Origin of the sequence: Spiroplasma culicicola AES-1 (assembly GCF_000565175.1) — a bacterium.
GTDB classification, from domain to species: Bacteria; Bacillota_I; Bacilli_A; order Mycoplasmatales; family Mycoplasmataceae; genus Spiroplasma_A; species Spiroplasma_A culicicola.
On record NZ_CP006681.1, the window covers coordinates 464,251 to 476,681 of the forward strand.

Genomic DNA, 12,431 nt, shown 5'->3' on the forward strand with positions numbered 1-12,431 from the left:
AAAATTATTTTTCATAAAAATAGCTATGACTTTTTACAAAATCAATAACTTTTTTTATTTCAGATTTTGTTTCATTAAATATTGCAGCTTCAATAGCCATATCCAAAGTTTTAAGTAAATCGTTTAAACCGCTGTAAGAATCAAATTCAGGATCATATTTTTTAGCTGTGAAATCATATAATAAAAAATATGAATAATAAATTCTTGCTTCATCATCGATACTTTCATGATATTCTTCTGAACTATTATTCTTTTTTTCAGAAAGGTTGAATTGTTCATTATTATATCTGCTTTTTAATTCTTGAGCTTCATTATTATCTTTTGGAATAATTAATGTTTTTTTTACTGCCATTAAAATGCCTCCTATTCTATTTATATTATCTCCAACAAATTACTAAAAGTAAATAACTGGGTGTTTGTTTTGGTCATTTTTTATTAAAATATTAATTTCTACATTATAAATATATGAAGTTATTTTGATAAAATATCTTATATAGAAAGATAAAAGATATGTATACAATTGAACAATTAAATAGTATTAAATTGAATTTTCACTTTAGTATGTTTTGCAATATGAGATGTAAATTTTGCTTTTATGCTCCATTGATTGCAAAAGCAAAACGTGAAGATAATTTAAACAATTGATTAGAAATAATTAAAAAAGTTGCCTTTTTTAAAGCAATTAACTTTGCAGGTGGAGAACCTACACTTTATTGAAATCAATTAAAACAAATGGCTAAACTATGTAAAGAATTAGGTCTTAAAGTTACTTTAATAACAAATGGAACAGTAATTAAAAATAAATCTCAAAATGAAGTAAATGATCTATTACAGTATTTTAATAGTGTGGGAATTAGCATGGATTCAATTGATTTAAATATAAACCAAAATTCAGGTAGAGCGATTGGCAATAAATCTGCATTATCTGAAGATGATTATTTAGAGGTTGGAGCAAAAATAAAAAAAGCAGGGTGTCAACTTAAAATTAATTCTGTAGTTCATTCTTTAAATAAAAATACAAGGATGATAGATTTTATAGAAAAAATTGATCCATATAAATGAAAAATAATGCAAGTTAGTTCTGTTGGTCAAGAATTTCATAAGGATTTCATTATTTCTAAGTCTGATTTTGATAAATTTTTAGAAATAAATGATATTAAAAATAAACATAGTTTTGTAAAATCAATTGAAGATGAAACTACTGTTACATCAACTTATGTGATGATTGATGGAGAGGGATATTTCTATAATTCAGATCAAATATATAATAAGAATAATAAAAGTATTTTAAAAGAAAATGTAGATGTATTAGAAGAATTTAATAAATGTAATTTTGATATAAATTCTCAATTAGATAGATATAAAAATGAAAAATAAAATTTATGGTAAAGAACATTGGCAAAATTACTATTAACAAATAACATATTCAGTTTATTAATAAAAAAATATTAAGATAATAACAACATTAATTATTACTTTTAAATATTAGAAGTTTTAAAGTGAGGTAAAGATGAAACAACTTATAGTTAAGATGAAAACAATTATTAATGATGAATTATTGGCTTATGAGAAAAAATCAAAAATAACAAATAATAGAATAAAACAATCATTGTATAAAAAGAATGTAAATTTTTTAAATGAAAGAAGTATTGCATTTCAAATAACTAAAGCTTTAGAAAGTCACTTAAACTTGTTGAATTTAATTATTTACTCTGAATTTCATTTGAAATCACAAGTAACGCTGACTCAGAAAGCAAAAAAAGATATATCATTGGAAATACCTGAGTATAAAAAAGAGTCTAATAAATATGATTATTATCCTGATACATATCTATCTTTTAAAAATAATAAAGGAATTATTACTGACATTTTTATTGAATATAAAGTAGATAGTGCTTTTTCATTTAGAAAATTGGCGGGAGATTTTTTGAAATTTAAATATTATACTTGAAAGGGCAAAGGCAATAATAATTTTATATATATTCTTTTTGGTAAGAAAAATACTGCGGGAATTGAAATCCCATGTATGTATCAAGTTCATGACAATAATAATATTCAAGAAATTAATAAATATTTAATTGAGAAAGATTTAAACAAGAAAGCGAATATTTTTTATTACATTAATGATAAAGGCAATTCAGTTGAAATAAAAGAAAATACGCTTATTAATGCTAATAAACTATTGGATGAAATTATCAAACTTGAAGAGGAAAATTTATATAATGAAATTCATGATTATTCACAAAAAGATTATTTCTCAAATATAAATCAATTTATTTTTGGAGAGAAAGTTTTACTATCAAAGATAATTCAAAATAATTTTTATCAGATTAAACAACTTTATAAAGAAATAATAGAAAGAAAAAATATTAATCTACTATTACCTAAAAAAACATATTTATCAATTAAAGATTTTGTAAAAAATGATATTTCAAATATTAGTTTAACAGTTAAAGAAATAGCAAATCATTTCAATAAACAAATTATTAGAAAGTCTACTAGTTCAAAAAAAGGTATAAACCAAGCTGAATTTACTATTAGGCTAAAAAGATCACTTTGAATGTTAATAATATTAGATAAATTTTCAAAGGATAATGATTTTAAAACTAGAATTTTAAATGAAAATAGTTTTAGTCAAAGAGAATGAAATGAAATTGAATTATTGAAAGAACGTCTTGATGAAATATATAAAAGTAAAGAAAATTTTAATATTTTATCATTGGGATTAATTTATTATATTGTTAATTTATATGAAGAAGTTGGAGCACTTGAAGGTAATGAATATGTATTATCAAAAGAATTTAAAGCATTTAGAACTAATAAGAAAATTGAAAAATATATAAGAAATATATGTGAAGAATTAAATATAAAAAATGAATCTGAAGACATTTCTGATAAAGAAATAGGATTAAATATCATTAATGCGTTATTATAATAGTTATTTAGTTATCTATATTTATCATTTTTCAATATCATTATTTTAACGAAACCAGAAAAATATTGATAGGATAATACATTCAATATAAATAGAATATAATCAGTTATTAGAGGTTAATTTATCCAAGAAAGAATAACAAATATAATAAGATATTATCTTGACTATTTACAATATTATAAAAAAAATGAATCTCAAAATATAAAAGAACAGCAAGAAGTATTTAATAAAGATAATTTAATCAATATCCTTGGAGATAAAGAATGATTAATAGTAATAATATAAGTTGATTTAAACAATCTAAAAAAGAAAATAAATGACTTAAATAGATTTAAAAATCACATCAAATAAGAATAGTAACTTTAAGGGGAGTAGTTCAATATTGAGATAAATATTGAGTTTTTCGTGAAAAGTTGCTTTTTGTTTGTAAAAAATAATTGTGAATTTGATAAAATAAAAACAGTTTAAATTTTAAGTTAATAGGAGAAAAGAATATGAAAAAAATAATTATGTCTGTATTAATTTTATTAAATTGTTTTTTAATAACTACATTTGTATTGGGATGTAATCCATTAAGGGAAGGTAAAATTCTAATTACTGATATGGCAGGTGATGAAGTATATATTGATGAAAATCCCAAAAAAGTAGCTGCAGTGTCACCTTCTACGGGAGACTTAATGATTGCTTTTGGTATGGGTGAATATCTTGATGGTACTTATTATAGTGTTCTTGATAATTCATGAGCTAAAGAAATTTATCCAACCTCAATTGAATTATTTGGCTATGATTATGACACAAGTGTTGAAACATTTATTGTAAGAGATGTTGATTTAATTTTTATTCCAGAACCTACAACTGCAAGAAATCTTAGAAAACATGGCCTTAATGCTTTGTGTATTAGACAATTTGCTGAGACTGGCTATGATGAATATGTATTTACATTTTCAAATATAGTAAAACAAATATGGCCTGTTGAAACATCAGAAATTGTTGACTACTGACAAAATGATTTTTTAACAGCTGTTAGAGAAGTTAAAAAAGTTTTAGACGATCATGAAGTAGATATAAGAACATTATATTATATATGCGGTGATAAAGATCGCGGATTAGGTTATACAGATTTAGGAAAATCAATGTTAGAATATGTTTTTGATATTTTAAAAATTGATTTTATTTGTGATCGTTTTGAAACTAATAGACCTAGTGTAGAAGCAGTTGCAAAAGAAGATCCAGACTTGGTTGTAATTGGTGGAATTTATCAAAGAAGTTTGTTTGAAAGAATTCATAAAGAAAATGTATGGAAAGACTTAAGAGCAGTAAATGAAAATAATGTATACACAATTCCATTAAGTTTTGTAAGTTGAGAGCAAACTTCAGCTGAAAGTTCATTGTTTATTTATGATATAGCGAATAAACTTTATCCAAATCTATTTGATTTTGATATTGGAGAATTAACTAAACAAACTTTAAATAAATATTTTAATTATAAAATAAACGATCAAAATTTAAACTATATGTTACAAGGATTGGATAAAAACGGACAATGATTAATTTAATGGTTATAAAAAAGAAACCTAAAAAAATAAATATAATATTTTATTTTATACTTTTTTCATTGATATTTACTTTACTATTTTTTTCAAGTCTTTATTTTGGCAGATTCTCAATGAAAATTAATGTCTTTTTTGAAGCTCTATTCAATGCAAAAACAAAATATACGATTGAGAGAAGTATAATTATTAACTTGCGTTTACCTAGAACAATTGCTGCAAGTTTAATAGGAATATCTTTAGCATTATCTGGACTTGTATATCAAGAAATTTTTCAAAACAAATTAGTTTCACCTGATTTATTAGGTGTTTCAAGTGGTGCAAGTGTTGGTGCATGCTTTGCAATACTCGTTGGTTTAGGTGGGATATGAATTTGTACATTTTCTTTTGTTTTTGGAATTATTTCAATGATTTTAACGTTGTTTATTGCAAAGGTATTTAGAAATGATTCGCCAATAATTTTACTATTATCCGGAATTATAATTTCAGGATTTATGGGAGCAGTATTAAGTTTAATAAAATATTTAGCAGATTCAGACAGTCAACTAGGTGAAATTACTTTTTGATTATTGGGTTCATTTTCCAAAGTTATTATGAGTGATGTTTGAATAATTTTGCCAATAGTCAGTATTTGTTCAATTATACTCTTAATTTTGAGATGAAGAATTAATATCATTTCATTAGGTAGAGAAGAAGCTACAACTAGGGGATTAAATTATAAAATACATTTATTAGTACTGATCATTGTTGTTACAATTTTAACTTCTATTTCAGTTGCCTTTGCTGGAGTCATTGGTTGAGTAGGATTAGTGATACCACATATAACTAGAATTATTGTTGGAAGAAATAATGTATTTTCTATTCCAATATCAATATTTTTAGGTGCAATTTTTTTATTATTATGTGATATTATATCAAGATCGTTTACTAATTCTGAAATACCTTTATCTGCAATAACTGGCTTTATTGGAACACCAACATTTATTGTGATTTTAGCACTAAAAAAGGGGAATATATATGAATAATATAGTTTTAAAGGAATTAAATTTTTCTTATAAGAATAAGCAGGTATTAAATAATATAAGTGCTAATTTTGAAGAAAATGAAATATCAGTTATTTTAGGTTTAAATGGATGTGGCAAAACTACTATTCTAAAATTAATAACAGGTTTACTAAAAATAAAAGAAAATACAATTAGTTTAAATGAATTAAATATTAATGAAATTAAAAATCATCAATTATCAAAATTAGTTTCTTATGTGCCACAGTTAATAAATAATAACAATACTTTTCTAGTTCAAGATTTTTTAATGTTTAGCTTTGCAAATAGATTAAAATTTTATTCACAACCAAGTAAAGAACAACTTGGTATTGTTAAGGGCATAGCAAAAGAATTCTTAATTGAAGATTTATTAGATCAAAGTATTGCCCACTTAAGCGGAGGACAAAAACAAATGGTCTACATTTGTAGTGCAATTATTCAAGACACACCAATAATTGTATTAGATGAACCACTTTCAGCACTTGATTTGAAAAATCAATATAAAATAATTGAAATTCTAAAAAAATTAAAAGATAAAGGAAAAACGATTATTTTATCTTGTCATAATCCAAATATTTGTTTACATTTAGATGCAAAAGTATTTCTAATAAAAGAAGGAAAACTAATTAATCAAGGTCCAGCACGCAAAATTATAACTCCAGTAATTTTAAAAGAGATTTATGGCAATAATCTTAAATATAGTAAGGAATCAGATTATGATGAAATTACATTCAGATAATGATTATAAGTTTATAATTTTTGATATTGGAAAAACTCTATTTGATAAAAATGAGCAAAAACATATTTCAAAAAATATTATTTCTTCAATTTTAACCTTAAAATCTAAAGGAATAAAAGTAGGAGTATGTACTATGAGAACTTATGATTGATGTAAAAAAAATGTTAATATAAATTTTGATTTTTATATTTGTTTAAATGGATCATATATTGTATGCAATAATAAGGTGATATTTCAAAGTAGAGTAGAAAATGTTTTTTTGAATTTTGATCAGTTAACCTATGGGTCAAAAACAGCATTCTTTAAAAACTATTCATCCCAAAACCTTGCTGTTTCAAATGGTTTTGTAAATGATCAGATGGGAATTTTAAAATGGCCTTTTGTTATTGTATTATTTAATATCAATTCTTCTTCTATAAAAGATTTTGAGAATAAATATAATATATATCATTGAAATGAAACAAATTCTGTGGCTTTACAAAATAAAAAATGTTCAAGGGTAAATGGTATTTCTAAGGTTTTAAAATATTTTAACCATAATGAAAAATTTTTATATTTTGGTGATGGACCAAATGATTTAGAAATCTTTCAAAAATATGATTATTGTATTATGATGGGAGATGGATATCATAATTTAGAAAAATTTGCTTTTGCTAAAACTGATTCATGCTCTGAAGAAGGAGTATATAAATATTTAAAACAAATTTCAATTATTTAATAATACGTAAAAAGAATTATCTTTGATTTTAAATAATTTAGTTAAAAATAAGTCGAAATAACAACATTAAGGGGGACAATGATTATATAGATACTAATTAATTCGTGTATTTAAAGCTATAAATTCCATATTAAAACTACTATAATATACAGTAATCTTGTACAATTATAGTAGTTTTAATATTTATATTTAAATAGATTACTTTAAATTTTAAAAATAGCTAATAAAAAAATCAATAATTTAGTAAATAAAAATTGGTTTTTTTCTGTTGGGAGAATAAGATATGGTTTATAACGAAGGGAATATAAAATCATTTTATGAAATTTTAGACAATAATAAAGATGAATATATATCTTCTTTTGATTTAAAAGATGTAAAATTATTTAATCTTAATTTGTCAAATTTGCATTTAAAAAATATTACATTTTGTAATGTGTATTTTTGAAAAGTAAATTTTGTCAATATTATTTTTGAAGATTGTTTATTTGAAGACTGTATTTTTGAAGATACAACATTAAATTTTGTAACATTTGATAAAGATGAACTTATTAAAACCAAATTTTTAAACGCTAAGGGTAAGGTACTTAATATATTAGATACAATTTCTGAAGAATTGATTTTTGAATCTATTGGCATTGAAGAATTAAATATTGTAAATTCAAAATTAGATATTTTTAATATTATTAAAAGTAATATAATTGAGTTTAAATTATATAGAAATAAATTTAATGAATTGTATTTAGAAAATAGCGTAATAGATTTAAAAATAAAAGAGTGTACTTTTATTCAATTAATTGCTAAACAAAATATATTCAATTACTTACTATTGAATAAAATTGTATTTGATATTGTAGATATTATAAATAATACAGTGTATGATTTAAAAATATTTAATTCAAAATTTCTTAATAGTGAGTTTAGACAAAATTTAATTTTATTAACTAAAATAACAGAGTTACAAACTAGTAAAACGTTAGTTAAAAATAATATTATATTTTTAAATGAACTTAGAGATATTGATGAAAGAAAAGTATTACTTTTAAAATCTAATTATCAAGATTTTGATCATGTGGACTTGTATAAAACTGGGGATAGATATTTGAATATTTATTTATTTGATAATCAATCAATTACTAAAAGTCTATTTTATTTAAGAGCTATTAATATCTATTTTTATGAAATTAAATCTAATTTTCAAAAATATAAAATAGTAAATGATCAAAATTTTATAGGATTATGAAAGAAAATATTTCTAGAAATTATCAACATTAAATATAAAGAATTTAATGTTGAAATTGATTATTTTAATGAAGATATACAATATGATATTTTAAATTTATATGATTATTTAATTTTTGGAGACCTTGATTTGCATAAAAATTTAATGAAAAAAAGAAATAAATATATAATTGATGAAGATGTTGAAACAGACCAAAAAGTTCTAAAAGATGAATATGGATACAGGTCATCAATATACTATAAATATTCAAAAGGTTATGAAGATGATGAAGCTTTTGAAGAATATGAAGAAAAACAAATTCATTTTGATAAAGATAAAAAAGATATTCTAGAAGAGAAAACAAATAATTGTAAAAAAGAGATATTGTCTAGGGAATATGGCTTAAAAAATGTTAATAATATCTTTAGTAAAAGAATTATGGTATTAACAATTGATCTGCATGGAACCAAAAATGATGTAGATTCAATATATAAAATTAATATGAGTATATTCTCGAATAAAAAACTTGTAGAAACTAAATATATTGTTTTTAAGCCTAAAAACTATGATTTATATCCAAATTCATATTTAAAGAGTTCTTTTATTGAAAAAAATGATAATCTTTCAGGGTTTGAATCATATAAAAAGTTAGAACATCTCCCAAAACTTGAAGATTTTATCAATGATATTTTAATTATTTTTAAAGATATTGATTATGTAATCACATATAATTCTTCGTATCATTTAAGAATATTTTTAAAAGCAATTGAACCTTATTGTGAAGTGTATATTAACTATTTTGATATATATACAATTGCAAAGTATAAATATATGGACAAAGATATTTCTAAAAAAATGTTTGATATTGCTCAATATTTAAGTATTACTTCTGATGAATTTGAAGGTGATTTTGGTAGAAATTTTACAATATTTAAGATATTTATAAATTTATATTCTGAAAAAGAATATGAGGAAGTTTTTTATTTAAAAAAACATTATTTAAAAGAAACTTAGAAATATATAATATTTTTAAATTTTATAAACATTAAACCTACTATAATGTACATTATTAATGTACAATTATGGTAGTTTTTTATATTTGTGGGGGTATAAAGATATGCATGTAATTAAAAATGATAGTTATTTTTTTGCGTTTAATAAAAGAAGCGCCTATAACATTATAGAAAGATTTAAAAATAAAAGATTGGTGGTAATTGACTTTGAAGCTTTTCAGTTTCACATGAGAAATAAAAATAAATTTAAACAAATTACAATAAATGATATACCATATACAGTTTGTTTAAACACAATGACATTTAATTTTGATTTAAATCAATTTATTTCAACAAACGAAAAAGTTTATCAATTTAGAGATGAATGAAGAAGTGAAAATGAATTATTATTAGAACTTGAGAAAATGGCTATTTTTATTGCAAATTATGTTAAAACTAATGAAATTGACTATTTTTTATTTATGGCAGATTTTTTAGAAAAACGAGCATTAGAATTTTTTGTTACTAAATTTGGTGCTGAAATTAACTTGGATAAATACTTGAACATAAGGGGTTTTGATTTATATAGTGGTTTCTTTTTTAATGAATCAAATTTTAAAATTTTATCCTATAAACATAAAGTTCAAGACATGATAAAAACTTTTATGTATAAAAATGGTGATGAATATGAAAATTTTGAAATCGGAAGAGATGGGATGAAACATTTTGAAGAAATTTTAAAAGGTAGAAATTCTGATGTATTAAATTTTGAAAAAGTAAAGAAACATAGCTGAATTGATTTACAGAAGGGTACTGAGTTAATGAATTATATTTGTCAATTAGCAAATTGACCAGAGGAACTAATTTTAAATATAGATTTATTAAAAAATGAATAAAGAGGATAAAAATATGTATGTTAAAAAGTTTGAGAAAGCAAAATTTATTGAATTTCATAATGGATATGAATGAAAATGAAAATTTGAATTAAATTCTGGAAAACACATAATTGTAGAACAAGGGGTTTTAAAATTTATTCTTGGACGTGTTCCTATTAAAAATGAAGAACTTTTATTAGAATTTAAAGTTAATCATATTGAAAACCCAAATGAATTAATTAAAATAAAAAGTATTTATTTGGTTCATGAATATAAAATTAAAATTCTAACTGAAATGATAAGTGATATATTAAATCCAATTGGGATTAATCCATGAGATGTATATAACATATTAAAAAAAGTAGAACGAAAAATGTATGCAAGTAATAGTGAGAGTTCTACTTCTTATAACTATTTTGTTAAGCAATTAGAGAAATTTGCACAAAATATTGAAAGTGAAAATAGAGATATAAAAACGGGAATCGATAAATTAATACCTCTAAAAAATAAAATTGAATCTATTAAAAAATATGAAAAAATGATTTTATTTTATTTAGATAATTCAATTAAACCTTTATATATAAATCAATTATTGTTTTCTTTGAATTACCAAAAAATTGAATTTGATCTTTCTGATAATTTAATTAATTATATTACTAACTTTTTTTATGATCAACACAATTATGATCTAAAAAATGAATTTACATATATTAATGATTTGTTAATCAGTTTAGGTGTTTTGGTTAATGATAAACTTAGAATGGCTTATGAAATGCGATATCTTTGTACTTTGAAAGCATTTGATACTGGAAATACTTATTTAGAAAAAGATGAATTTAATTCATTATTCGAATATAAATTATTATTTGAAAATAGAAATGAAATAACTCAAACATTATTCAATAAAAAATGAATTATAGAAGAGAATAATGTAATTTTTGAAAAATTAATCTATATACAAGAAAAAAGTGTCTCTGAAAAATTGGTTCATTTTCTTATGGAAAATAATGAATTAACTAATAATTTAGATGAATTTTTATTTAATAAAACAATTGAAGAAATAAAATTGTCTGATGAACAAAAAGAAGCTTTAAAGTTATTTTCAAATAATAAAATACTTTTAATAAACGGTGGCGCTGGAACTGGAAAAACAACTGTTATAAAAGCTATGATTGAATTATTTTTAAAAGCTTATCCAATGTCTTCTAAAAAAATATTTGTTGCAGCTCCAACAGGGATGGCTGCAAATAATATTAAAGAAAAAATGAATGATGATATATTTAGGAACACTAAAATTGGTACAATTCATTCAATTCTTGAAGCAATTGATTTCCATACATTTATGAGAAATGAAAATAACAAAATTGAAGCTGACTTATTAATTGTTGATGAATCATCAATGATTAATTTATTTGCATTTTATAGTTTATTTAAAGCAATTCCAAATACTATTAAAAGAATTGTGTTCATTGGAGATAGCAATCAATTACCACCAATTGAAGTTGGTAATGTTTTTGAACAGATGGTTAATTTTGATTTCATACCAAAAGTAACTTTAAAACAAAATCATAGGCAATTAAATGGTAAAGGTATTATTGAGTTATCACAAAAAATATTAAGCAATGATCTTAATAGAACAAATGTTTATGAATTTATTGATTCATTAAAAAAATATTCAGATATTGAAATGATGTTTGATATCAAACCTGATGAATTATATGAAATGATGTATGAAAAATACAGTGTACCAAAAGAAGAATACATTCAACAAAAATTTCAAATAATTACTCCAGTCACATCTTCAGAAAAAGAATATTCTTATAATGATTCAAAATTAAATACAAAAATTTCAAATAAAATAAATACTGATAAAAAGTTTCATAAAAATATTAAATTAAATGATAAAATAATGATTTTAAAAAATGATAATAATATTGAAATTTATAATGGACAATTGGGATGAATCAATCCAAAAGAAAATAAAATAGATGATGTAATATTTTATAATATGAAAATGAAAAACAAAGATTTACCTATATTTGATAATTCAAATCAAATATATACTTTTGCTTCATCTTCAACAGTTCAAATGAAATTGGCCTATGCAATAACTGTTCATAAATCTCAAGGAGGAGAATTTGATGAGTTAATGTATTGTGTTGAAGGCAAAACAAGTAATGAAAGATTATTTCACAATAAAAGAATGGCATATACTGCAGTAACACGAGCAAAAAATAATCTAATTCTTTGTGGAAAAAAGGAAGTTTTTGTTGAACAAATATTGACAAATTTTAAAAATATAAAATCAATGATGATTTATTTTATCAATAATTGTTTAACAGTAAAAGAAGGAGAATAAT

10 protein-coding genes are annotated in these 12,431 nt (G+C 22.0%); 9 read left to right on the top strand and 1 reads right to left on the bottom strand.

All coding sequences use genetic code 4. The annotated features are described in order from the left end of the window. Positions 1-4: 4 nt before the first annotated feature. A complete protein-coding gene (locus tag SCULI_RS02190) occupies positions 5-352 on the bottom strand; it encodes a hypothetical protein (protein WP_025363001.1) in 348 nt (115 codons plus the stop codon). 158 nt (positions 353-510) lie between these two features. Between SCULI_RS02190 and SCULI_RS02195 the strand changes: the two genes are divergently transcribed. From SCULI_RS02195 to SCULI_RS02235, 9 genes are all read left to right on the top strand, one after another. Continuing rightward, positions 511-1,377 carry a viperin family antiviral radical SAM protein gene (locus SCULI_RS02195; RefSeq protein ID WP_025363002.1) on the top strand — a complete coding sequence of 289 codons (867 nt, stop codon included), beginning with the start codon at positions 511-513 and terminating at the stop codon, positions 1,375-1,377. 133 nt (positions 1,378-1,510) lie between these two features. Further along, entirely contained in the window at positions 1,511-2,935 is a 1,425-nt protein-coding gene (locus tag SCULI_RS02200) for a hypothetical protein (protein ID WP_025363003.1), read from the top strand. A gap of 494 nt (positions 2,936-3,429) precedes the next feature. Beyond that, on the top strand, positions 3,430-4,491 hold the full coding sequence (locus tag SCULI_RS02205; protein WP_025363004.1) for a TroA family protein: 1,062 nt from the start codon (positions 3,430-3,432) through the stop codon (positions 4,489-4,491). Then, complete coding sequence (locus SCULI_RS02210) at positions 4,491-5,510, top strand: FecCD family ABC transporter permease (RefSeq protein WP_038648310.1); 1,020 nt, start codon at positions 4,491-4,493, stop codon at positions 5,508-5,510. Before SCULI_RS02205 ends, SCULI_RS02210 begins: the two co-directional genes overlap by 1 nt. Beyond that, positions 5,503-6,267 (top strand): ABC transporter ATP-binding protein, encoded by a 765-nt coding sequence (locus SCULI_RS02215; protein WP_025363006.1) that lies wholly within the window; start codon positions 5,503-5,505, stop codon positions 6,265-6,267. Before SCULI_RS02210 ends, SCULI_RS02215 begins: the two co-directional genes overlap by 8 nt. After that, positions 6,245-6,985: an HAD-IIB family hydrolase gene (locus tag SCULI_RS02220; RefSeq protein ID WP_158499957.1), complete on the top strand. Its 741-nt coding sequence runs from the start codon at positions 6,245-6,247 to the stop codon at positions 6,983-6,985. Before SCULI_RS02215 ends, SCULI_RS02220 begins: the two co-directional genes overlap by 23 nt. Positions 6,986-7,268: 283 nt before the next feature. Further along, a complete protein-coding gene (locus SCULI_RS02225; protein ID WP_025363008.1) occupies positions 7,269-9,218 on the top strand; it encodes a pentapeptide repeat-containing protein in 1,950 nt (649 codons plus the stop codon). A 103-nt stretch (positions 9,219-9,321) separates the two neighbouring features. Further along, positions 9,322-10,092, top strand: a complete 771-nt coding sequence (locus SCULI_RS02230) for a hypothetical protein (RefSeq protein ID WP_025363009.1) — start codon at positions 9,322-9,324, stop codon at positions 10,090-10,092. Between the two features lie 13 nt (positions 10,093-10,105). Beyond that, positions 10,106-12,430 (top strand): ATP-dependent DNA helicase, encoded by a 2,325-nt coding sequence (locus SCULI_RS02235; protein WP_025363010.1) that lies wholly within the window; start codon positions 10,106-10,108, stop codon positions 12,428-12,430. Position 12,431 lies beyond the last annotated feature (1 nt).